This is a genomic window from Microcoleus sp. T3_B1 (assembly GCF_036700445.1).
In the GTDB taxonomy this organism is placed as follows: Bacteria; Cyanobacteriota; Cyanobacteriia; order Cyanobacteriales; family Microcoleaceae; genus Microcoleus.
Genome location: NZ_JAUBOX010000098.1, coordinates 2,744 through 23,790, shown reverse-complemented (window position 1 = coordinate 23,790; position 21,047 = coordinate 2,744). Strand labels below are relative to the sequence as shown.

The window sequence follows — 21,047 nt, the reverse complement described above, 5'->3', positions numbered from 1 at the left end:
CTATGCCCTATGCCCTATGCCCTATGCCCTATGCCCTATGCCCATGAGTACCTCATATGAGAGCTCGAAAGGCTATATCTATCCGCCAAACTACCGCTACTTAGCACCAGGACTCGGAGCCGGAGTTGGCGGTTTTTCTTCTTGCTTTAACGGCAGCAGCGCGTGCAATTCAAAAGCCGTTTTAATTTTAGTTGGCGGCTGCTCCACAGGAACTATTTTCCCTTTCAAAAAGTCAACTTGAATTGCCCCAGTTGATGGTAGCAATTCCGATCTCAAATTCTTCACTACCAACAGCGACTGCATCAACTCCAAGTTACGCATAAAATTGCGGGTTTGAGCGAAAGTGCCTTCAAACTCTACCTTAAATTTTTTGCGTCTGAGCTTGCCAGCCAGGGACGGCCCGAAGGAGGTATCTGCCAGAATATCAGGGTCTACAGTTCCCGGCGCGGCGGTTGCTGCTGCTGGGGGCATATCCGGCTCAAATTTGGTAATTTTAGCCTTGAGGTCATCTCCTTGCACGCCGGCGTTGATTCTATTAACGAGTTGGGTCATGTCAAGCAAAAGCGTGTTGGCGCTGGCGTCGCTGGCAAACATTGCCGTCACGTTGGCCCGGCGCTGTTTTGCTTCTTCTTGCTTTGCTTCTGCTTCTGCCTTTTTTTGAATTTGAGTTTGCAATTGCACTTGCGTTTGCTCGCTTTCGCTAAGTTTTTGCTTGAATGCGTCTCTTTTTTGGAATTCGGGAAGTACGAACTGGTAGCCGAGGCCGCCGGCAATAACGAGTCCGAGAACTGCGATGCCGATTGCTTGGACTTGGGGTGTCAGCTTAATGCCGAATATTTCCTGAGCCCCTGTCTCTTCTGCTTGTGCGCCGCTGGGAATAAACTGATTTGCTGTCATTGTTTTTTCACCTCTGGTTTTTGTGGTTCTAGCACTCCTTTTTCTTGAAGTGTTTCTATGCGTATTGCGAGCCCGTCTGCTTGCTTGCTTCGCAGCTCGGGGAGCAACTCGGAGGCCCCCGTCGGGCTGAGCGTCGTTTCAATTTTATATTCCACCACTTTCCGCAGTTTGGGAAGTTCTGTTACTCCTGCTGCACTTTGGTTCCGCAATTGTACTTGTGCCGGGTTGTCTTTTAAGGTCGCTGCTAGCAGTCTGGTGTCAGTATTGAGGAAGAAAGGAGAGCGCTGGACTAGCAACATAAAGTCGTTAACTTGAGCAAAGGTACTGGCTATCCCTGAAATTTGTACTTTTGCTGACTGCTGGGGGACGACGGGCGGGGGGGGAGCTGCAGCCGGGGTAGGGCTGGCTGGGGACGGACTCGCCCCTGGGGACGGGCTGGCTGCGGGGGTGGCTGCGGGGGGTGGGGGTGCTGCTGCAACGGGGGAGGGACTCGGGTCGATTTGCTCGATTTTGGCAATTTGCACTCCGGCGGGAGTGCGGACACTCAGGTCTTGCAGCATCGCCGACCAAGGTTTAATTTGGTCGAATACTCCGGCTAATGCTTTGTATTCGGCGGTAACTTGGTCGGTTTCGGCGTTGATGGCTTTGATGGTGTTGGCTTGAGTGTTTAGCTTGGCAAGTTCTTGGTCGATGGCTTCTTGTTTTTTGGTCAAGCTGGTATTTTCGTTAGTCGCCAACCACCAGGCGCCCATGACTGCGGCGTTGATGCCAAAGGCAAACAGCACTGCCCCATATATGGGCAGTTGGTCTTTTGCTCCACCGGAACTTTTTTTAGCTGAGCTTTTGGCTGCTGCAACGGGTTTGTAGTCTGGACGGTCGTTGAGAAAATTAATATCTAGGCTGTACATGGCTTCACTCGATTTTATAGCAGAAGGAAGAAGGCAGAAGGCACAAGGTAGAAGGTAGAAGGCACGAGGTAGAAGGTAGAAGGTAGAAGGAAAAAGTGATCTACCGCTTATGTTTCAGCAATTAAGAACGTCCTAACAGTCTTGGTTGTTGCTATAGATTTAAATTGGAAATTTTAGATTTTAGACAGAACCCAAGATTGCTGGTACAAGTGAAGGATTTATTTAGGGAATACAGAAACAACTTTCTGCCTTCTACTGAAGGAAGGGGCTGCTTCTACCTCAGATATATTCTACCTTTTACCTTCTATCTTCTACCTCCAATATTCTACCTTCTGCTTTCTGCCTTCTTCTTTTGGAAGGGGTTTTTACCTAAAATTCTCACATCTGTTTTTCTCTCATCTAAAACTGTTAGGTCACATAACCTCCCTTAGTCCTAAACCTAGGGCGACTCCTAAACCTGCTCGCTGTTCTGGGGTAATTTCTTGGCTGATTTCGAGTCCTAGGGTTTCGATGGGATCGACTTGAGATGCGGGCAAGCTTAATCTTTGCATAAAAAATTCGTCTAGTTTGCCGATCGCAGCTCCAGGGCCTGCTAGCAGCAGTTGCGCTACTTCGAGTTCTTCGCTCTGGTTGAGGTAAAAGTCTACTGAGCGACGCAGTTCGTCTGCTAGTTCTCCTAATACTTTAATCATCGCATTTGTTCCCGGATTAGCGTCTCCTGATGCGCCCATTGTATCTGTGACTGGCAGGGTCATGCCTTGCAGTTCGCTGGTGTCTCTGGTTGGTGGCAGGTTCATGGCTTGGTTGAGGGCGGTCTGGATTTGGTAGGTGCCGATCGGGATGGTACGGTTGAACTGAGGTATGCCGTCCACTACTATAGCTAACTCGGTGCTGTCAAATTCTATGGCAGTGAGAACTGCTGCTTCTTGGGAGGAAAATTGTTGCAGTTGGTCTTTGAGGGTGCGGATTAGGGCAAAACTGGTTACTTCTAGTACGTCTATAACCAGTCCGGCTTCTTTGAAGGTTTCGATGTATGTGTCGGTAACTTCTCTGCGGGTTGCTACTAACACGACTTGCACTTTTTCTACTCCGTCGTCATCTACAAATAGGCCTATTTTTTGATAGTCTACGTCGGCGTCTTCTCTGGGAAACGGCAAGTAAAGTCCTGCTTCTGCGTTCATGTAATCCCGCAGTTCTTCTTCGTTGAGCTCTGCGGGAACTGGGATGAGGCGGATGACGGCTTCACGGCCAGGAATGGCTGTGGCTACTCGCTTGGCTTTGATTTTGTTTTCGGCGAGGACGGTACGTATTAGTTCTGCCATTCCCGGCGGATCGACTATTTGTCCTTCTTGTATATAGTCTTCTGGAACTTCTATTGAGGCTAGGATGCCTAATTTTAATGCCTGACCTTTCTTTTCGAGCTGAATGATGTTGATGCGGTCTGGGGCTATTTCGAGCCCGATTCCTGGCTGGCGTTGGGAAAGTAGACCTTTGAAAAAGTTAACCATGTGATTGGGTCGCCGATAATTGCTATTTTTTTCTTTTGTAGTTGGCCAGCCTGATTCAGCGCGCAGGCCTGTTGGAGGGTTGGTTTCCAACTGCCGCCAGAGTGCTGTAATCTCGGTATCCCGCCGTAGCTACGCAGCTCAGTCTGTGTTGCGCGATCGCTAGTTCCGATTTTATGCTATCCAATTTACTTGACAATAGCTATTCTGCGGAGAATGTCAATAAATTCCAGCTCGATCGACCGAAAACCCGCCGATTCTGCACAAAAACAGACTATCTCGCTCCTGAACCCAGGTACAAAACTCTGTTACTGACTCATCGCGCTTGATTCGGGCGAGCGCTTTTTTGTCTGACGGTTCCCATAACTCTCAAATTTTATTCTATGAAACGTAAATCTTGGCAACTGTTTGCTGTTTTTGGGCTGGTGGGACTGCTGCTGGCTGCGGTGGTGAGTTGCAGCAAACCGGCTGTTAATTCCCAGGCAAATAATACGCAGGAAATCGAGTTCTGGACTATGCAGCTTCAACCTCAGTTTACTGAGTATTTCAACAAGACGATCGCCGGTTTTGAAGCCCAAAATCCGGGGGTGAAGGTGCGTTGGGTGGACGTTCCTTGGTCGGCGATGGAAAGCAAGATTTTGGGGGCTGTTTCGGCGAAAACTGCGCCGGATGTGGTGAACCTAAATCCCGATTTTGCTTCGCTGTTGGCGGGACGCAATGCTTGGCTGGATTTGGATTCTCGGATTCCGCAGCAAGTTCGTGAGCTCTATCTCCCAAATATCTGGAAAGCTAGTGTACTCGACGGCAAGACTTTTGGCATTCCTTGGTATCTCACGACTGGGGTGACAATTTACAATACGGAGTTGTTAAAGAAGGCTGGAATTGCTAAGCCTCCTGCTACTTATGCCGAGTTGGCACAGGTTGCGAAGCAGGTGAAGGAGAAGACTGGTAAGTTTGCTTTTTTTGTGACTTTTGTGCCGGAAGATTCGGCGGAGGTTTTGCAATCTTTCGTGCAGATGGGTGTGCCTTTGGTTGACGCTAAAGGCAAGGCGGCTTTTAATACTGCTAAGGGCAAAGCTGTTTTTCAGTATTGGGTGGATTTGTACAAGGGCGGACTTTTGCCACAGGATGTTTTGGTGCAGGGACATCGTAGGGCGATCGAGCTTTATCAAGCTGGGGAAACTACTTTTTTAGCTTCCGGGCCTCAGTTTTTGAAGGCGATTTCTGAGAATGCGCCGAGTATTGGTGCTGTTTCGGCTGCTGCGCCTCAAATTACGGGGGAAACAGGCAAGAAGACTGTGGCGGTGATGAATTTGGTTGTGCCCCGCGACAGCAAGCGTCCTGATGATGCTGTCAAGTTTGCTTTGTACGTGACTAATTCTCAAAATCAGTTGGCTTTTGCTAAGGCTGCTAATGTTTTACCTTCTACGGTTGAGGCTTTGCAGGACGATTATTTTAAGACAGTTTCTGCTGATGCTCCTGCTGCCGATCGAGCTCGCGTTGTTAGTGCTTCTGGGTTGAGTTCCGCCGAGCTATTGATTCCGCCTTTGAAGGATGTTAAGAAGCTGCAAAAGGCGATTTATGACAATTTGCAGGCGGCAATGTTGGATGAAAAGTCGGTAGACCAAGCTGTTGCTGATGCGGCTAAGGCTTGGGATCAAAGGTAGTTTTTAATTGAAGCTGGGGCGGGATTTTTTTTGATCTCGCCCCTTGCTTTTTTGGGCTACTTGACGTATTATTAAATAATGGGAATCTGTGCCGCCATATATAAGCATATATAAGCTTTTAAGTTATTATCATAATTAAGTTCCCAGTCAGGATATTAGTCCTTAAAGATGAGGACTAATGTCCTGACTGCGAACTTAAAAATTGCTATAAGTCCTGTACCTATTAAAACAACTAAGGACAATGTTTGTTGCTCCGGGCGATCGCTCCTGCATATAAGTTACAATTAAAGTACGTAATAACTCCGACGCTTAAGTAGGAGACAAATATGCAAATTAAAAGCAACAATGCAATGGGAAAAGTTTTCGCCACTCTGACGATCGTTAATCGAGCCGACCAAATTCGGGCCGAAGATGGGACAATTTCACTAGACCAAATTCGCTCGATCACCCTCAAAAATGTATTGGTAGATACGGGAGCAACTACGTTGTGTCTGCCGCAAGATGCGATCGCCCAACTGGGACTTAAACTCCTGAAAGAAGTAGACGTAGCAACCGCAATGGGTATTGGCAAAGCTCGCATTTTCCGAGATGCTACCATATCGATGTTCGATCGCGAAGGAACCTTCGAGTGCTTGGAATTACCGGGAGGTAAAGATGCGCTTTTGGGCGTGATACCTTTAGAAGCATTGGGGTTAGAAATAGACTTGCAAAAACAAATTTTGAAGCCTTTGCCCATCAGCCCAACTGAAACGTATTTGACGATTTTGTAGGAAATTTATTTTTTGAGGCAATTGTCCTTGACAAAAGCGATCGCCCCCTCTCACAGACCCAATTTATTGATCCCGTGCGATCGCCTTTCTCAATGCAGCTTGATTGATGATTTGTAGGAATATAGCCTGAATTCCTCAAATATTCAGAAATTTGACTCGTGTTAAAATCAAAGCTCAGATCGGAATAGGATAAAATTCTTATGCCAGCAATGACACTCAAAGATTTAAACCAAGTTCAAACCCTGTTTTCCGAAGCGGGTTTAGATTACAAAATTGAACTAGAAGACGGGAGACTTTCAATTGTGGGGCCATCAGACATCGTATCCAGTGAAATCAGCAGTATTTTGATTCGCTTGCTGGGTAACTGGGTTTATCCCCGTCGCTTGGGGAGAGTCTTTGACTCCGCAGGCGGTTTCATCATGCCGGATACGAATGTGAAAGCACCGGATGTTTCTTTTGTGCGGGCCGCCCGCTTGCGCCAAAGTCCGCGTTATTTTGGAGAACTTGTCCCCGATTTGGTGGTTGAGATTAAATCTCAGGGCGATCGCATTAAGCTTATAGAAACCAAGGTTGGGAAGTTTATAGAATTGGGTGCGATCGTCGGAATTCTGATCGATCCTGATGAAGAAACAGTGACTATTTATCGCTCTACAGGTGAACCGACTGTTTTAGGAAATGGCGATATCTTAACAGTAGCAGAACTTTTTCCCGGTTGGGAATTGCCTGTTTCGGAATTGTGGCCTCCTATCTTTACTGAGGAAGAAACACAACTCTGATGCGTTTAAGCTTGGGATTGTTGTTGTTGCAGAAAATAGCCGACGAGATAAAGGGAACCGCAAAGGATTGTTAGGTTGTCACCTGTAACAGCAGCATCTAAAGCTGTTGTTAAGTCGGGGAAGGCTTGACAGAGAGTTAATTCGGGGCAGATAATTTGAGCGAGGGTGGCTAATTCTGCGGGGGATGATGAGTTTTGATCGGGTACGGGTACTAGGTAAAGTCGATCGCCCTTTTTGAGTAATGCTTTCAAAATATCCTCGCAGTCTTTAGTCGCAAGAATGCCGATTACCCAGTTAATCGGTGACGGGTGATTGTTCAGGCGATCGACATATTCACGCAGGGCGATAGCGGCGGCGGGGTTGTGCGCGCCGTCAATTAATATATTGCGGTTTTTCCAAGTTGTCTGCTGGAGTCTTCCGGGCCATTGGGTTTTGGCGATACCGTTTTCGATGGCGGTTGGGGAAATTTGCCATCCTTGCTGTTGGAGAGTTTGCAAAGTTGCGATCGCAATTGCTGAATTCATTAGTTGAATTTTTCCCAGCAGCGGCAATTGATATTTTATTTTAACCGCATTTTGATTTAACTGATATTCTGCGAATCCTTGTCCTAAATCTCTTGCTGGTTTTACCCAAGTTGCCGGACAGTCTAATTCTTGAATGCGTTTTTCTACTACTATTCTAGCTGATTCTGGCAATTCTCCGATCACGGCCGGACATTTTGCTTTGAGAATTCCCGCTTTTTCCCCAGCAATATCGGCGACGGTGGGGCCGAGTATTTGCCAGTGATCGAGACTGATAGAAGTGATGACGCTAGCGAGAGGTGTTTCGCAAACGTTTGTGGCGTCTAATCTACCGCCCAATCCAGTTTCTATCACTGCGATGTCTGTTTTTTGTTCAGCGAAATACAGCCAAGCTGCTGCGGTGATTATTTCAAATTGAGTGGGAGTTTCGGTGTTATTTTCGGTGGCGGCGACAACTCGTTCTAGACACTGTTGCAATTCTGTTGGGGAAATCGGTTTTTGGTTGATGCAAATTCTTTCTGTCCAATCGATTAAGTGCGGGGATGTGTAGCGTCCAACTCGATAGCCTGCTTCTGTTAGTACGGAAGAGAGATAAGCGCAAACGGAACCTTTGCCGTTGGTGCCGGCAATGTGGATAATGGGTACTTGTTGGTGTGGATTGTCTAGTTTTTGGAGAATTTGGTGAATTCTTTCTAGGCCGAGGTGGACGCCGAAGTGTTGGTAGGATTGGAGGATGGATTCTGCATTCATTGAGGATGATAAGTTCTGTTTGTGTGTGAATTAGATTTTTTTTTATTAACCGCAGAGGGCGCAGAGGGCGCAGAGTGAGAGAAGAAAGAGATAGATATCTAAGAAAAGAGAGGTTTATAATTGATTTATTGTATTTATTGTGGGTGAAAAAAGGTGGCTTTGGATATTATTTCTCTGTTTTCTGGTTGTGGGGGGTTGGATTTGGGTTTTCGCTTGGCTGGCTTTAATGTGGTTTGGGCGAATGAATATGATAAGTCTATTTGGGATACATATAATTTCAATCATCCTGAAACTATTTTAGATCGCAGAGATATCAGAAAAATCAAATCTGATGAAATTCCCAACTGTATTGGGATAATCGGTGGCCCTCCTTGTCAAAGTTGGAGTGCGGCGGGCGCTAAACGGGGGATTGATGACAGTCGGGGTCAACTTTTCTGGGAGTATATCAGAATTGTGCGGGACAAGCAGCCTTTGTTTTTTTTAGCTGAGAATGTTAGCGGTATCTTGGCTCCCAGAAACAAGGATGCTTTCACTTATATATTATCGCAGTTTGAGGACATCGGATATCGGGTTTCGTACAAGTTGTTAAATGCTAGAAATTTTGGGGTTCCGCAAGATAGGCAAAGGGTGATTGTTGTTGGCTATCGGGAAACTCTGGGTTTTAGTTTTCAGTTTCCCGAACCTGGAACCGATGTTTTGACGCTGAAAGATGCGATTTTTGATTTGCAGGCCGCGCCACTGTCAGTTAAGGCTAAATTAGATAATTATCACGATTCTGTCCCAAATCACGAATGTGCGGATTTGGGGTTTTCGAGCATTTATATGTCGCGCAATCGAGTTAGAAGTTGGTCAGAACCTTCTTTTACAATTCAGGCAAGCGGCAGACACGCGCCTCTGCATCCTCAAGCTAGTAAAATGATTTTGGTTGGCAAAGACAAACGCATTTTTGACCCCAATTCGCCTCTGCCTTACCGTCGGCTTTCTGTGCGAGAGTGCGCGAGAGTTCAGACTTTCCCGGATGAGTTTATTTTTAAGTACAAGTATATTGCTGATGGATACAAAATGGTCGGCAATGCTGTTCCTGTGAATTTGGCGAGGATGTTGGCGAATAAAATATTTGCGGATATTTCGCACTTGTAGCATGGAAAGTTTTGTAGGGGCGGGTTCGCCGAAATATTTGATAATTACCGACAAATTATATAAACCCGCCCCGTCTATACTAGCGGACATGATATTACAAATCATCTAAAGTAAAATTGCGGGGATTTTTGAGGGTAAAGGTTTGATTTTCTTTGATTAAATCTCCCGTACAGAGGAAAGGCAAGCGTTCTTGATAAGCTTTGATTGCGAGGATGTAATCTTTGTCTGCAAGTGAGGTTTGAATTTTCCGCAGTTTGTCGGCAATGACACCTAACAATGTAATTTCGCCGCTTAATTTGTCGGCATTGGGAGTTTGAATTTGCATCACGACTCCCTGAATGGTTGTATTGGGAATTCCGGTAATTAAGTCGGCTAAAATTTCTATTTGAGAGCGATTCTCGATGAGCTCCAATGTCTCTAGCATCAAGTTCATTGACACGGGAAAGTCGGGAAGCTTGCAATTTAAAGGTAGAACTATTTGAGGAGTTTCTGGGTTGAGATTGCCGCTTGTCCAAATAATAGCCCGATCGCCTATTTTTTGCGCTTGTTTCCAACCTTGGGATTCTAAGTAGTAGCTGATTCGATCCGGTTCGAGATTTTTGAGCAATTCAATATCTTTAATTGTGACATTCATATTTGTCTCCCGGTTGCAATCCGCTGCATGATAGTTGTCAGACTCTGGGCCGAAAATATATTTGTTCTGGGTATTGAAATAGTGATGGTTTCTTGATTGTCAGTAGGTGCTGCACCTTCTAATGATATCCAATAAGCGCCGCGTTTTAAACAGAGTTCCGCTTCTGTCTGTTGCAGCCAGTCGCTGGGGCGATCGGGAACTGTCACCACAATTATAATTCTAGGAGGGTAGGCATTGTTGGCGCTCAATTCTTGGTAGTTTTTAATGTTCAGGGGATAGCGAAGGCTATTTTCATTCAAAATATCTCTTGATGTACATTTGACTTGAAGATAAAGAATGGGAAAGTTTGGTAAACCTGATGCTGCTATTCCCGTGATAATTAGGTCTACACCCAGTTGGTCTAGAGGAGTAGTTGTTCGCTGGCAGATGCACCCGGCTGCTGAAGCCACGGCGTAAATGTAAGCATAGCTGAATTCTTCTTTTTGGGTGTTGATATCCATTAAAATGCTACTGCAATTTTGTTGCCATAAAGTAATGATATAACACCAAATCGGGTTATAAAACCCTGTTATGTAAAGTTACGGTGCGTGACTCAAGATGCCTTCCACACAAGCCCAAATCTATTCACAGTCACGCACCATACATCGCTTTGAAAGCAGATTAACCATCGCCCTAGCCGTAAATTCGATCGAGCTTCAAGAAGGTTTGTAACAGCACGTTTGCTCCCTGAGTGCACTGTTCTGGGGATGTATATTCGTCTTCTGCATGGCTGATGCCGCCGCGAGAAGCCACGAAAATCATCCCCATATCCGCAAACCGTCCGATTTCTTGGGCGTCGTGTCCGGCGCGGCTGATTAAATGCGTGCAACTCAAGCTTAATTCCTGGCAAACTTCGGCAATCGCATTTTGAATCTTTGCTGCTGCTAGAGTCGGCAATACGTGCAGCATTTCGGTGATTTTAACTTCGGTTTTGGTGGCAGAAGAAATAGCTGCAAACTCTTGTTTCATTTTAACTAACAATTCTTCCAAATGAGTTTGAGATATATCGCGCAAGTCGATTTTAAAATCGACTTTTCCCGGTACAATATTTGTAGCATTTGGCGACACGTTTAAGTAACCTACCGTTGCTACTTGTTCGCCCGGTGTTTCTACTCCCAACTTGTTGACTGCTAGCACCATTTGTGCGGCGGCTACTAACGCATCTTTGCGAACGCGCATCGGCGTCGAACCGGCATGATTCGGGCGGCCAGTTACCGTCACTGCATAGCGGTACTGTCCGACAATGCCTTGAACTATGCCGATTTCATCGCCGGTACTTTCCAAAACGCCTCCTTGTTCGACGTGGAGTTCTACAAATGCTGCTATTTCTTGGGGATGGCGTTTTGCTTGTGCAATTTTTGACCAATCTCCGCCAATTTGTGCTAAACAAGTTTCAATGGAAGTACCGTCGCTGCGTCGGTAATATGCCGCATCGCTGACTGTATTTCCGGCCATCGCTTTGCAGCCGATAACGGTGTTTTCTTCGTCGGTAAATACGATCGTCTCGATCGGATGTTCCAAGCATAGGTTATTTTCGTGCAGTACCCGCACCACTTCAATTCCCGCCAAAACTCCCAAAACTCCGTCGTAATGGCCGCCCACGGCCACGGTATCGATGTGAGAACCTGTGGCTAGGGCCGCACACTCGCGCTTTCCGGGATACCGCCCGATCATGTTTCCCGCCGCATCAATGCGAACCGTCATCCCTGCTTCTACCATCCAAGATTCCACGAGTTGGCGGGCCAGCAAATCTGCTTTGGTAAATGCTACCCGACTCACGCCTCCTCCTGGTAGTTTGCCGATTTGGGCGAGTTGGGCGATGCTGCGGTTGAGGCGCGGGCCGTTGACTGCAAGTGTTAATGTAAGTGTCATTTAAAGTTCTTTTATTGATTGATGTAACTAATTGCTGTATACTGCATTCAATAGCATTTAAATCGGCGACATAATGTAGCCTTGTTTACAAAAGTCGAGCGGTTTGACAGTGTCAGGAATAAGGTGCTCTTCGGCATTGGTGTCAACTTAATGTCAAAGGTAATACGAGTCTACCGTCTGAGTTTACAGTCTTCCCGATCCCCCCTAGCCCCCTTCTCAAGGGGGGGACAAGAGAATTCTTTCGTCCCCCTTCTTTCCCCCCTTGGGGTAGGGGGGGGGTGGGGGATGAGCGGGGGATCGAGACTTCGATAAAAACGAGATATACAGAGAATTTTAGTCTTAAGTTGACACCAATGGCTCTTGGGCGCACCCTACAAAGTGAGTTTGTGCATCAGTCTTAAGTAGGAAAAAACACAATTTTTTATCGGGTGTATGTGATGAATCAAACAGCAATTGCAGTCAAACGAGTTTTCATTTGCGGTTCTGCCCTACGGGGTCAGCCGGACAACAGCAACCTCGGAGATGCGAAGTTTATTAGAGAAGCAAAAACTCGCCCGATTTACCGCTTGCATTCGGCAGAAAATGGCTGGCATCCTGCTATTTATGAAGTGGCGGCAGACGGTGTATCAATTCCGGGGGAAGTGTACGAATTAACTCAAGAGCAATTTGAACAGCTTGCAGGGGGGGAACCGCCGCATATGTATCCGTCGGATGTGGTTTTGGATGATGGAGAAGTGTTGACGGCTTTCTTGTACCCGCAGGAGTTGGTTCAGAAGTATGAATGGGAAGATATTTCCGATCGAGGTGGGTGGGCCGCTTATAAAGCCAGTACAGGGCAAAATTAATCCTTTCCGCTGGCTTGTTTGGGCGGGCGAGACGCCCACCCCACAAAAAAATTCATTTCTTGTGGAACAGGCCGGAAAGCCTGTTTGTTTGGGCGGGCGAGACGCCCACCCCACAAAAAAATTCATTTCTTGTGGAACAGGCCGGAAAGCCTGTTCTTGAAAATGCTACGGCTTGTGATGTTCGTGCCAGTGTCGGGCAATATCGATGCGGCGACATACCCACACCTTTTCGTGCTGCTGCACGTAATCCAAAAAACGCCCCAAAGCCGCCGCCCGCCCGGGCCTCCCCGCCAAACGGCAGTGCAGCCCCACACTCATCATCTTGGGCGCTGTCTCGCCCTCGGAGTAGAGTAAGTCGAAGGCATCCCGCAGGTAAGCAAAAAACTGATCGCCGGAATTAAACCCCTGACTTGTGGCAAACCTCATATCGTTGTTGTCGAGGGTATAGGGAATTACCAAGTGGGGCCTGTTGCACTCGTACACCCAGTAAGGCAAATCATCCGCGTAGCTGTCGGCATCGTAGAGAAAGCCGCCTTCCTCCACTACTAGCTTGCGAGTATGGGGGCTCGTGCGCCCGGTATACCAGCCGAGGGGACGGCTGCCGGTAACTTGCGTGTGAATGTCGATCGCCCTTTGCAAGTGCTCCCGTTCCGCTTCTTCTCCAAAATACTTATAATCGATCCAGCGGTAGCCGTGGCTGGCAATTTCCCAATCCGCTTCTAACATCGCTGCTACTGCTTCTGGATGCCTTTCTAAGGCCATCGCTACCCCGTACACTGTGACCGGTATTCCCCTGGAAACAAACATCCGGTGCAGCCGCCAAAAACCGGCTCTACTGCCGTATTCGTAACAGGATTCCATGTTCATGTGGCGCAGTCCCGATAGGGGGACGGCCCCGACAATTTCTGAGAGAAATGTTTCGGAAGACGCATCTCCGTGCAGGATGCAGGTTTCTCCGCCTTCTTCGTAATTAATTACAAATTGTACGGCTACGCGCGATCGATTTGGCCATTTAGGATCGGGGGGATTTTGCCCGTAACCGATTAATTCTCGCGGATAATTTGCTGGCATAAGTAGAAGGAAGTTCGGCAACGGATTCGCTCGACGGATTTAACGGATGTAACGGAGATCGGGAATCAGGAAGAGGGAAAATGCAATAATTGACGTTTTTGCTGTGGCGATCGGGAAAGGTGATTTTTTTTAATTGTACGATCGCACTTATTTTAACTTATAGCAGATTCCACGTTTATGAAGAACACCCAGATCGATCTCTCCCCGCCGTAGGGACACGGTACTGCCGTGTCCCTACTTCATAAACCTGGCAGATGCTGTATCTATCTTGCCGTGTTCCTGTTCTATTTCCTGAATTTCTTTAATTACCCGCGCTTTGCTGGCGATTAAATGTTCTTTAATTGCTCGCTCTGCGGCGGCTGCATTTTGTTCGATTACAGCTTGATAAATGCGGCGGTGTTCGCTGCGGATTTCCAATACTCCCGGATTGTATTCCATTGTGCGCAGCCGCACTAATATCATTTTGTCAAACACCTGATCTAACAGAGTTACCAACCAAGAATTAGCGGAACTTTGCGCTAGCAAGCGGTGAAATTGGTAATCTGCGTACAGCAATTGATAGTTTGTCAGTTCGCCCGATCGCGCGGGCGTGTTATTTTCTGCTTGAGTGACGATCGATTCTAGTTGTTTTAATTGAGTCGGTGTCGCATTTTGACTCGCCCCGGCGGCCGATAATTGTTCCAAAGCGATGCGACAATCGTAAAGATCCGCCGCATCGGCGATCGACAGCGTAGCGACGCGCAATCCGTGATGCGGATCTGCCGTCACTAAATTCTCTCGCTGCAGTTGGCACAAAGCTTCTCTCACCGGAGTTCGGCTGACGTTTAGCATTTGGGCCAGTTGTGTTTCGATCAGGCGTTCTCCCCCTGCTAATTCCCCCGACAGGATAGCAGTTCGGAGAGCTTGGTAAGTTTGTTCGTGGAGGGATTGAGTGCGGCGAATCGCGCGAAATGACAAAGCCAAAATCAGTTATCCTTCTGTTTAAAATAGAGTTAGTTTAGTTTTGTTAAAACTTGTTGATTCAGCCTTATCTCTCAGATTTTTATGTTAGATAATCAGGAGGTTTTGGCTGACTCATTATTAATGATACAGCACATTGACGCTGATGTAGCAGGTAGGTATAGATTGCAGGTGATATTTTTGGGGACGCGCGGCTTTGGCCGCAGGTGTCAACAACCACGCGCTTGGACGCAGTACGGCAGGGGTTTAAACAAGAGCCTGATAGAAGACATTCGGTTTTAAATGAGTAATGTTAATAGAGGGCTATTTGTGGGGTGGGGGCGGGTTTATTTTACCTGTTTGTACTATTTAAGGCTATTGGTGAACCCGCCCCTACAGGTCATGGGAATGGTGCAATATTTCGGTTAAGATTTACCCAATAACACCACGATCGTCAATCCTGTAGGGGCGGGTTCACCTACAGTTTTAAATGGCGCAGACAATCTAAATAAACCCGCCCCCACCCCTTGGTTAAAAGCTAAACTGAGTGCGGAGATTTCCCACAAATACAGTCGGGTTGCCATCAAAGTTGTTGGCATTAAAGATAGCATAAAATGCCGGGACGATCGCAATATTATTAGTAAGCGGGTAGTAGTACGAACCCTCTACCTCGTACTGAGTTCCTCCATTTCCCCCGCCGGAGAGCAAAAATCTGCGGCCCGATATGTAATCGTGGGGAATCACAAATGAAAGCACGCCCAGCGCCCCCTTTTTTCCCAAATCGGGAAATCCCATGCCGACTTGCAAAGACTGTACCTTAATATCTCCGCCAGAGCGATCGCGATTTACCGGATTTACCTCAAGTTGTCCGTAGGAATAGCGCCCGAACAAACCGAAATTCCGGCTCAGCAACCAATCAAAATTGACCACAAAAGTATCGGCGCCGGAGTCTCTAACTCTGCCCCCGAAACCGTCATCTGCATAGCCGTAAGGCAGCGGTTCGCCCACTGCGCCGCCGATGAATCCGTTATAAGGTTTGAGGCTCGATCGCGCGTAAAGCAGCCGCAGATTGAAAGAGTTGCTGGGGGCGTATTCCAACTGCGCTGTCATCGTGTTTGTACTGTTGAACAAACCATCGCTGGGATTGCTAGCCGTATTGAATACCGCAGGATTCAAAAATTCGGTATTTTCAGCCATATAAGCAGCCGTAAACCTGAGCGGTTTGGCAACTTGCCAAGTGACAGCAGCGCCCGATCCGCGATCGACTGCATTTAACAGCGTACTTCCGTTCGAGTTAAAACTCGTGGCTCCCCTCAGAAAGAACGTGAAGCGATTGCCGTCAAAATACCGATAATAATTCAATCGCGGCCCGATGGAAACTTGCACTTTATCTCCCACCGGAAACGTGTAAGACATCTCGCGAATTCCCACAGTATTAGCCGTGGGTACGCCAGTTTGATCTAAAAACGGCGTTCCCCAAGTGTTGTAAAAACCCGCCGATACCAGTTCGTTTGCGGGTGAGTTGCCGTTGCCGACAACTAACTGAGTCACCAGCGAATCTTTGCCTGTAAACGAAGTATTAAGCGTCAAGAAAGCGTAGGAGCTAAAAGTAGTTTCTGGTTGCCCCCGCTCAACGCGAGTCGGTCGGTTGTTGGCATCGCGAGTTGGGGGAGCAAAGGGGCTGTTTGGGGCGGTGCGGCTGCGTTCTGCGGTGATATCGCCTGTGGGAAATGCTGATGTCAGGTTGAACCAAACCGTAGCATTCAGTTTCGTTGTGGTCGAAAATTGATTCGATTCTAGCTCCGCCGTGCGGGCTTCTAATACATCGATTCTACCGCGCAGCGTTGCTAGTTCTGCCGCAAATTCTTCTTGCAGTTTTTGGAGTTTTTGTAAATCTTCTTTTTTGACTAAATTCGAGGTTCCTGCTGTTACCAACTCCGCAACTTTATCGAGACACGCATTCAAACCGGCGGCGAATTCGTAGCGTGTCATGGCTCGATTTCCGCGATAGGTGCCGTCGGGATATCCTGCTATGCAGCCGTAGCGCTCAACTAAGGATTGCAGTGCTTGAAATGCCCAATCTGTAGGCTTGACATCGCTGAGTTGGGAAACTGAGGTGACTTGCTCTATTTCGGCAGCATCGTTTATTTCCAGGCTGTCTGTTTGTTGGATGTCGGCGATAGTTGCCGGCTCTTCCGGCGTTTGAATAGACTCGGCTAATATGCTCGATTCGCTGGATGCTTGGGCTGCTGTTTCTGTCTGCTTTATTTCGCTATTTTGAGGAATTTCGGCAATTTGTTCGCTGTCGGTCGCGACGGAAATATTCTCAGCTTGCGCCACTTTTTCGACTTCGATATCAGCGGTTGTTTCTGGTTTTTCCGCAGAATTTATCTGTGTGTCAATTGGTGCGACAGGCAATTCTGCTACAGGTAATTCTGCTGTCGGGGCTGTTGCTTCCTCGCTTTCTGAAACGGAAGTTTCCGCCGCATAAATTCCAGGAGAATGCAGCAGATTAATACAAAAAAAGGCTGGCGTTGCTGTCAGCACAATTTGGAAAAACAAAAATTTAGACATTATCCTCACACCGTAATTTTTTAGTCCATGCAGGCGGACTTTGTTTGACAAGGAGCGGTTTTAACCGAACAATCTCGGACAACGGCAAAATACATCAGATACGACATTTATGAAGTAAACCCCACATCGTTAGCTCTCTGTAGGGACACTTCAAGATCCCTTCTTCGTGTCAACTTAACGTCAAACCCAGTCAGAGACTGCTGTTTGACTATTAAATCTAGATCCCCTCTAGGGCGTGTTTTCAAACTCTAAGATCCCCCCCAGCCCCCCTTAAAAAGGGGGGAGCAAGAGTTTTAAAGTCCCCCTTAAGAAGGGGGATTTAGGGGGATCTGGACTGGGTAAAAACGAGATTGAGCAAGGGTTTTAGGGTTAACTTGTCACCAATGAGCTGAGCCTAAGTCCCTACATTTCATCAACCTGGAATACGCTGTATTCGCTCTTTTAAGTCAGCGGTTTGCGATCGGCCGCAGCAGGTAAAGCCCGCTCTTCTTTCGGAGGCAAAAAGCTCTCATCAACTATCTTATTAACTGGGGGAGCTTCAATCTGTAAGACTTCTGCTACTTGTTTTGCTGTCGCTTCCAGACGAGCTGGATCGACTCCGCCCAAGCCAACTTTTTCAACTTCGGGAGTGATGTACAGCCTTTCTAAAGCAATTTGCAGGCGCCGCTTTTCCGCATTTTTGTCCATCAAGCTGTCTCCAGCTTTTACCACCGATTCCAATCCGGCTGTCGGATCTTTTAAGGTATCTTGGAGTCCTTTAAAATACGCTCTCAAAAATCCTTTTACTACTTCGGGATTCTGGTCTAAAAAGGCTTTTTTAACCACGATCGCATTTCCGTACAAATCTAAGCCGTTCTCGGTGTAGTAAAATACATTCATATCTTCCGGCTTTTTGCCTGCTTTTTCTAGCGCAGGGACGATCGTGGTTGCAAAACCGCTTACCGCATCGACATCGCCCTTGATTAATAAGGTTTCGCGCAGCTTCGGTTCCATTGTAATCCACTCTACCGAATCGGCTTGCACTCCGGTTTTTTGGGCGAATACCGGCCACAATTTGCGCGGTGCATCTCCTGCGGGAGCTCCTAGCTTTTTGCCGACTAATCCTTTCGGATCTGCTATGTTGCTCGACTTGAGGGTGACAATTGAAAATGCCGATCGATTGTAAGGTACTGCAACTGCTACTACTGGATCGTTGGGATTTTTGGCGTTGAACTCCATCATCGAGTAAATATCGCCAAATCCAATCTCGAATTGGCCTGCTGCTACTTTAGTAATTGTATCAGAGGAACCGTAGCCCCGCTCGATTTTGACATCCAATCCTTCGGCTGGGAAATAGCCTTTGTCGATCGCCATTGTCAGCGGTGCGTTGTCGCCTTGCAGCAGCCAAGATGGATTGACTTTGATGGTGCGTTTCTGTGCGGTGTCGGCGGCTGTTGCTGTTGCAGTTGCTCCCCCTGATGCAGGGGTAGTTGCGGCATTCGGCTGCTGGGATTGGCAGCTACTCAGAATTAGTAGCGCTGCGATCGGCATTAGGGATAGCGATCGTCCTAACCACGTATTTTTCATGAAAAAAAACCTTGCTATTTGGACAACAAACCGAAGGAAAAACCTATCTAGCGCACCAAAGGATCTCGCCCATCTCTGCGGATTTCGCCTCAAAGTTAAGCAGCGATCGGGTTTCTTGTATACGGTATGCTCAAATTAATTGGCTGACTGTATACAGAAACACAGTTTTTAGTTTTTTGTCAAACCACAATCAAATAGACAAGTTGATATTTGCCCTAACTGTAATGTTGCGCTCGCTTACCCGATCGCTCGTCCAAAAGTTTGTATTTTCGGATACAGCAAAATTTCCAAATATCAAGAATAAATAGATATATAAATTTGGAAACCATTTGTGTATACAGGATACGGCGGAGTTTATACTAAAGAAAGGAGTTAGACTAACTGTGGTACAGCCTAAAATGCTAACAAATGCGATCGAAACGCAAGAACCGACTCTGTTGGAATTCGATCGAGTGGGTTTAGAGTATCGAGTTGACGGCCAACCGAGGCGAATTATTGACGAAATTTCGCTGTCGATCGCCCAAGGAGAATTTGTGTCCTTTGTGGGGCCCAGCGGCTGCGGTAAAACTTCGATTTTGAGGATGGTTTCCGGGCTGTCTCCAGCGCCGATCGGCGAAATTCGGATTCGCGACAAAAAGATTGCCAAACCGCTTAAAAATGTCGGCATTGCCTTTCAAAATCCCGTGCTTTTGCCTTGGCGAAATACCCTCGACAACGTACTGCTGCCGCTGGAAGTAGTGCAGCCTTACAAGCGAGAATTTAAAGATCCGAAGCGCCGGGAAATGTTCGTGCGCCAAGCCCAAGAATTGTTAGCTACCGTCGGATTGCAAGACTTTCAAAAACAGTTTCCCTGGCAACTTTCGGGAGGAATGCGGCAGAGGGCTTCCCTGTGTCGGGGGTTAATTCACCAACCGGAAATACTGCTATTAGACGAACCTTTTGGGGCGTTAGATGCTTTCACCCGCGAGGAAATGTGGGTGATGCTGCAAGAGTTGTGGATGCGGGTGAAGTGCGTTTGCATCCTGATCACTCACGATTTGCGCGAGGCAGTTTTCTTATCGGATACTGTTTATGTAATGGGCCCGCGCCCGAGTTCGATCGTCTATAAAGTCAAAGTCAACCTGCCGCGTCCCACTAATCTAGATATGATCCTGTCGGATGACTTCAACCACATCGTAGCAGAACTGCGCCGCCACATTCACCGCAATTAAAAAACGAGAAAGCAATGGATAAGTTAGAGAAATTTGCTCGCTCACAAACAGCAAGCATTGTGATGCCAATTGCTGCTACAATCTTGCTGTTCGTGCTGTGGGAAATTCTGGTATTGCTATTAAAAATTCCCCCTTACAACTTGCCCGCACCTTCTGCAATTCTCGCCGCCACTTTAACTCAAAGCAAAGCACTGATCGAAAACTCGGGACAAACTTTGTTTACAACTTTAGCGGGTTTTTGCATAGCCATTGTAGCTGGCATAGTGCTGGGGTTTCTGATCGGGTATTCGCGGATTGCCTATGTAGTTCTGTACCCGCTATTAGTTGGGTTCAATACTGTACCGAAAGTCGCGTTAGTGCCACTGTTTGCGCTGTGGTTTGGCATCGGTACGGTGCCGGCAATTCTGACTGCTTTTTTACTGGCATTTTTCCCAATCGCAGTTAACGTAGCTTTGGGATTGGATACAGTTGAACCCGAGATGAAAGATGTAATGCGAGCGCTCGGTGCATCGCAAATTGAAATCTTCCAAAAAGTCGGGTTCCCCCACACCTTACCCTACGTTTTTGCATCCCTAAAAGTAGCAATTTCCCTCGCCTTTGTCGGTGCTGTAATTTCGGAAACAGTAGCATCCAACAAAGGCCTCGGCTACTTAATTGTCACCGCGAGTTCTAACTTTGACGTGCCTTTAGGTTTTGCAGGATTGATGGTTTTGGCTGTGATGGGAACCGTACTTTACGGCTTGTTTGCTGCTGCTGAGAAATACCTGATTTACTGGGCGCGCTGATGGGATGGATTCAACCAAACCCACTGCCGGAAATTGGGGTGCAAGTGGCCTAAAGGTTCTTCGTGCCCAGGCTGTTTGATGTCTTCTACAGGTACTGGCGCGGGGGATTTTTTGGTTAGTTGGCGATTGAAGAATGTCATAACTTTGCCTCCAAGATTGTTGTTTTTCTGGGAGGCACATGGAAACCTGTCACCATACCAGCTTTATTTGGTATGTCCGAATCTTTTTCTGTGCCTTATGATACTATTATAGAACTTTTTCGGCGGGAAGTATCCCCCGATCGGGTGATATTGACTTAGGCATGGGGCAAAGATTGAATTTTCTTGTGGGGTGGGCATCCTGCCCGCCACTCAGCAACAGGCAAGATATTTGTTCCACAGCAACAGGCATCTTGCCTGTTCCACAGCAACAGGCATCTTGCCTGTTCCACAGCAACAGGCATCTTGCCTGTTCCACAGCAACAGGCAAGATATTTGTTCCACAGCAACAGGCAAGATGCCTGTTCCACAGCAACAGGCAAGATGCCTGTTCCACAGCAACAGGCAAGATGCCTGTTCCACAGCAACAGGCAAGATGC

General features: G+C 47.3%; 21 protein-coding genes. 8 read left to right on the top strand and 13 right to left on the bottom strand.

The window, feature by feature from the left end; translation table 11 throughout:
• Window positions 1-96: 96 nt before the first annotated feature.
• From QT990_RS31430 to pilM, 3 genes are all read right to left on the bottom strand, one after another.
• Window positions 97-897, bottom strand: coding sequence for a pilus assembly protein PilO (locus QT990_RS31430; protein WP_333140068.1), 801 nt, complete (start codon window positions 895-897; stop codon window positions 97-99).
• Window positions 894-1,805, bottom strand: a complete 912-nt coding sequence (locus QT990_RS31425) for a PilN domain-containing protein (RefSeq protein WP_333140070.1) — start codon at window positions 1,803-1,805, stop codon at window positions 894-896. Before QT990_RS31425 ends, QT990_RS31430 begins: the two co-directional genes overlap by 4 nt.
• Before the next feature lie 413 nt (window positions 1,806-2,218).
• Window positions 2,219-3,313 carry a type IV pilus assembly protein PilM gene (gene pilM / locus QT990_RS31420; protein ID WP_333140072.1) on the bottom strand — a complete coding sequence of 365 codons (1,095 nt, stop codon included), beginning with the start codon at window positions 3,311-3,313 and terminating at the stop codon, window positions 2,219-2,221.
• A gap of 380 nt (window positions 3,314-3,693) precedes the next feature.
• Between pilM and QT990_RS31415 the strand changes: the two genes are divergently transcribed.
• From QT990_RS31415 to QT990_RS31405, 3 genes are all read left to right on the top strand, one after another.
• Complete coding sequence (locus tag QT990_RS31415; protein WP_333305787.1) at window positions 3,694-4,977, top strand: sugar ABC transporter substrate-binding protein; 1,284 nt, start codon at window positions 3,694-3,696, stop codon at window positions 4,975-4,977.
• 326 nt (window positions 4,978-5,303) lie between these two features.
• The gene (locus QT990_RS31410) at window positions 5,304-5,747 is read left to right on the top strand and encodes a retroviral-like aspartic protease family protein (RefSeq protein ID WP_333140076.1); all 444 of its coding nucleotides are present in this window, start codon (window positions 5,304-5,306) and stop codon (window positions 5,745-5,747) included.
• A gap of 200 nt (window positions 5,748-5,947) precedes the next feature.
• Complete coding sequence (locus QT990_RS31405) at window positions 5,948-6,523, top strand: Uma2 family endonuclease (RefSeq protein ID WP_333140078.1); 576 nt, start codon at window positions 5,948-5,950, stop codon at window positions 6,521-6,523.
• Between the two features lie 5 nt (window positions 6,524-6,528).
• Here QT990_RS31405 and QT990_RS31400 read toward each other — a convergent pair whose 3' ends face one another.
• Window positions 6,529-7,794, bottom strand: coding sequence for a folylpolyglutamate synthase/dihydrofolate synthase family protein (locus tag QT990_RS31400; protein ID WP_333305790.1), 1,266 nt, complete (start codon window positions 7,792-7,794; stop codon window positions 6,529-6,531).
• A gap of 153 nt (window positions 7,795-7,947) precedes the next feature.
• Here QT990_RS31400 and QT990_RS31395 point away from each other — a divergent pair, with 153 nt between their 5' ends.
• Window positions 7,948-8,934, top strand: coding sequence for a DNA cytosine methyltransferase (locus tag QT990_RS31395; protein WP_333140082.1), 987 nt, complete (start codon window positions 7,948-7,950; stop codon window positions 8,932-8,934).
• 94 nt (window positions 8,935-9,028) lie between these two features.
• Here QT990_RS31395 and QT990_RS31390 read toward each other — a convergent pair whose 3' ends face one another.
• From QT990_RS31390 to QT990_RS31380, 3 genes are all read right to left on the bottom strand, one after another.
• Entirely contained in the window at window positions 9,029-9,568 is a 540-nt protein-coding gene (locus QT990_RS31390; RefSeq protein ID WP_333140084.1) for a hypothetical protein, read from the bottom strand.
• On the bottom strand, window positions 9,565-10,068 hold the full coding sequence (locus tag QT990_RS31385) for a DUF4365 domain-containing protein (protein WP_333466192.1): 504 nt from the start codon (window positions 10,066-10,068) through the stop codon (window positions 9,565-9,567). The genes QT990_RS31390 and QT990_RS31385 overlap by 4 nt, the downstream gene beginning before the upstream one ends.
• Before the next feature lie 172 nt (window positions 10,069-10,240).
• Window positions 10,241-11,479, bottom strand: coding sequence for a Zn-dependent hydrolase (locus QT990_RS31380; protein ID WP_333147359.1), 1,239 nt, complete (start codon window positions 11,477-11,479; stop codon window positions 10,241-10,243).
• 437 nt (window positions 11,480-11,916) lie between these two features.
• Here QT990_RS31380 and QT990_RS31375 point away from each other — a divergent pair, with 437 nt between their 5' ends.
• Window positions 11,917-12,324, top strand: coding sequence for an allophanate hydrolase-related protein (locus QT990_RS31375; RefSeq protein WP_333147357.1), 408 nt, complete (start codon window positions 11,917-11,919; stop codon window positions 12,322-12,324).
• 165 nt (window positions 12,325-12,489) lie between these two features.
• Here QT990_RS31375 and puuE read toward each other — a convergent pair whose 3' ends face one another.
• Both puuE and QT990_RS31365 read right to left on the bottom strand, forming a co-directional pair.
• Window positions 12,490-13,395 carry an allantoinase PuuE gene (gene puuE / locus QT990_RS31370; protein ID WP_333147355.1) on the bottom strand — a complete coding sequence of 302 codons (906 nt, stop codon included), beginning with the start codon at window positions 13,393-13,395 and terminating at the stop codon, window positions 12,490-12,492.
• 234 nt (window positions 13,396-13,629) lie between these two features.
• Window positions 13,630-14,358: a GntR family transcriptional regulator gene (locus tag QT990_RS31365; protein ID WP_333147353.1), complete on the bottom strand. Its 729-nt coding sequence runs from the start codon at window positions 14,356-14,358 to the stop codon at window positions 13,630-13,632.
• A gap of 81 nt (window positions 14,359-14,439) precedes the next feature.
• Between QT990_RS31365 and QT990_RS31360 the strand changes: the two genes are divergently transcribed.
• Window positions 14,440-14,637 carry a hypothetical protein gene (locus QT990_RS31360; RefSeq protein ID WP_333466191.1) on the top strand — a complete coding sequence of 66 codons (198 nt, stop codon included), beginning with the start codon at window positions 14,440-14,442 and terminating at the stop codon, window positions 14,635-14,637.
• Between the two features lie 228 nt (window positions 14,638-14,865).
• On the opposite strand, the gene QT990_RS31355 is transcribed toward QT990_RS31360, so the two are convergent.
• Together QT990_RS31355 and QT990_RS31350 are read right to left on the bottom strand one after the other, a co-directional pair.
• A complete protein-coding gene (locus QT990_RS31355) occupies window positions 14,866-16,908 on the bottom strand; it encodes an iron uptake porin (protein ID WP_333147351.1) in 2,043 nt (680 codons plus the stop codon).
• Between the two features lie 441 nt (window positions 16,909-17,349).
• Entirely contained in the window at window positions 17,350-18,474 is a 1,125-nt protein-coding gene (locus QT990_RS31350; RefSeq protein ID WP_333147349.1) for an ABC transporter substrate-binding protein, read from the bottom strand.
• Between the two features lie 383 nt (window positions 18,475-18,857).
• On the opposite strand from QT990_RS31350, the gene QT990_RS31345 reads away from it, so the two are divergent.
• A complete protein-coding gene (locus QT990_RS31345) occupies window positions 18,858-19,685 on the top strand; it encodes an ABC transporter ATP-binding protein (RefSeq protein WP_333466190.1) in 828 nt (275 codons plus the stop codon).
• Between the two features lie 14 nt (window positions 19,686-19,699).
• Entirely contained in the window at window positions 19,700-20,470 is a 771-nt protein-coding gene (locus QT990_RS31340; protein ID WP_333466189.1) for an ABC transporter permease, read from the top strand.
• Here QT990_RS31340 and QT990_RS31335 read toward each other — a convergent pair.
• Both QT990_RS31335 and QT990_RS31330 read right to left on the bottom strand, forming a co-directional pair.
• A complete protein-coding gene (locus QT990_RS31335; protein WP_333147342.1) occupies window positions 20,455-20,610 on the bottom strand; it encodes a hypothetical protein in 156 nt (51 codons plus the stop codon). The genes QT990_RS31340 and QT990_RS31335 overlap by 16 nt on opposite strands.
• Window positions 20,611-20,765: 155 nt before the next feature.
• On the bottom strand, window positions 20,766-21,047 hold a 282-nt coding region (locus QT990_RS31330), incomplete at its 5' end, for a hypothetical protein (protein WP_333147340.1).

Coding starts and splice junctions, on each gene's coding strand:
- QT990_RS31430 (WP_333140068.1), bottom strand. CDS start 897: ATGACAGCAAATCAGTTTATTCCCAGCGGCGCACAAGCAGAAGAGACA.
- QT990_RS31425 (WP_333140070.1), bottom strand. CDS start 1,805: ATGTACAGCCTAGATATTAATTTTCTCAACGACCGTCCAGACTACAAA.
- pilM (WP_333140072.1), bottom strand. CDS start 3,313: ATGGTTAACTTTTTCAAAGGTCTACTTTCCCAACGCCAGCCAGGAATC.
- QT990_RS31415 (WP_333305787.1), top strand. CDS start 3,694: ATGAAACGTAAATCTTGGCAACTGTTTGCTGTTTTTGGGCTGGTGGGA.
- QT990_RS31410 (WP_333140076.1), top strand. CDS start 5,304: ATGCAAATTAAAAGCAACAATGCAATGGGAAAAGTTTTCGCCACTCTG.
- QT990_RS31405 (WP_333140078.1), top strand. CDS start 5,948: ATGCCAGCAATGACACTCAAAGATTTAAACCAAGTTCAAACCCTGTTT.
- QT990_RS31400 (WP_333305790.1), bottom strand. CDS start 7,794: ATGAATGCAGAATCCATCCTCCAATCCTACCAACACTTCGGCGTCCAC.
- QT990_RS31390 (WP_333140084.1), bottom strand. CDS start 9,568: ATGAATGTCACAATTAAAGATATTGAATTGCTCAAAAATCTCGAACCG.
- QT990_RS31385 (WP_333466192.1), bottom strand. CDS start 10,068: ATGGATATCAACACCCAAAAAGAAGAATTCAGCTATGCTTACATTTAC.
- QT990_RS31380 (WP_333147359.1), bottom strand. CDS start 11,479: ATGACACTTACATTAACACTTGCAGTCAACGGCCCGCGCCTCAACCGC.
- QT990_RS31375 (WP_333147357.1), top strand. CDS start 11,917: ATGAATCAAACAGCAATTGCAGTCAAACGAGTTTTCATTTGCGGTTCT.
- puuE (WP_333147355.1), bottom strand. CDS start 13,395: ATGCCAGCAAATTATCCGCGAGAATTAATCGGTTACGGGCAAAATCCC.
- QT990_RS31360 (WP_333466191.1), top strand. CDS start 14,440: ATGTTAGATAATCAGGAGGTTTTGGCTGACTCATTATTAATGATACAG.
- QT990_RS31355 (WP_333147351.1), bottom strand. CDS start 16,908: ATGTCTAAATTTTTGTTTTTCCAAATTGTGCTGACAGCAACGCCAGCC.
- QT990_RS31350 (WP_333147349.1), bottom strand. CDS start 18,474: ATGAAAAATACGTGGTTAGGACGATCGCTATCCCTAATGCCGATCGCA.
- QT990_RS31340 (WP_333466189.1), top strand. CDS start 19,700: ATGGATAAGTTAGAGAAATTTGCTCGCTCACAAACAGCAAGCATTGTG.
- QT990_RS31335 (WP_333147342.1), bottom strand. CDS start 20,610: ATGACATTCTTCAATCGCCAACTAACCAAAAAATCCCCCGCGCCAGTA.